The sequence below is a fragment of the Clostridium sp. TJA032 genome, from assembly GCF_058310275.1.
In genome coordinates this window covers 1-986 of sequence record NZ_JBZEFB010000017.1, presented here as the reverse complement: position 1 = coordinate 986, position 986 = coordinate 1, and the positions used below count along the sequence as shown (strand labels likewise).

The window sequence follows — 986 nt, the reverse complement described above, 5'->3', positions numbered from 1 at the left end:
GTTACTCCTTCTAATGGATTGAAAGATTCTCCTACGGTTAAGACCTTGTCTTCCGCCTTTATAACTGGTACATGATTTATTACTTCTTGCTTTGGATTTACCTTAACAGTTATTGTCTTAGTTACTGATGCTCCATTACTATCTGTTACTTTATAAGTTACCTTATAAGTTCCAGCTTTCTCCATGTTAACATCATTAAAGATTATATTTGCCTCTGTTAACTTAATATCCTTATCTTCTTCGTCATAGGCAGTTACTCCCTCTAAAGGATTGAAAGATTCTCCTACGGTTAAGACCTTGTCTTCCGCCTTTATAACTGGTACATGATTTATTACTTCTTGCTTTGGATTTACCTTAACAGTTATTGTCTTAGTTACTGAAGCTCCATCTTTATCTGTTACTTTGTAAGTTACCTTATAAGTTCCAGCTTTCTCCATGTTAACATCATTAAAGATTATATTTGCCTCTGTTAACTTAATATCCTTATCTTCTTCGTCATAAGCAGTTACTCCTTCTAAAGGATTGAAGCTTTGTCCTACGGTTAAGACCTTGTCTTCCGCCTTTATAACTGGTACATGATTTATCACTTCTTGTTTTGGATTTACCTTAACAGTTATTGTTTTAGTTGCTGATGCTCCATCTTTATCTGTTACTTTATAAGTTACCTTATAAGTTCCAGCTTTCTCCATGTTAACATCATTAAAGATTATATTTGCCTCTGTTAACTTAATATCCTTATCTTCTTCATCATAAGCAGTTACTCCTTCTAAAGGATTGAAAGATTCTCCTACAGTTAAGACCTTGTCTTCCGCCTTTATAACTGGTACATGATTTATTACTTCTTGCTTTGGATTTACCTTAACAGTTATTGTCTTAGTTACTGATGCTCCATTACTATCTGTTACTTTATAAGTTACCTTATAAGTTCCAGCTTTCTCCATGTTAACATCATTAAAGATTATATTTGCCTCTGTTAACTTAATATC

Annotated in this window: 1 protein-coding gene; it reads right to left on the bottom strand. The window is 33.1% G+C overall.

Features of this window, described 5'->3' with window-relative positions:
* On the bottom strand, window positions 1-986 hold a 986-nt coding region (locus AC4FRL_RS11620; RefSeq protein ID WP_491140409.1), incomplete at both ends, for an immunoglobulin-like domain-containing protein.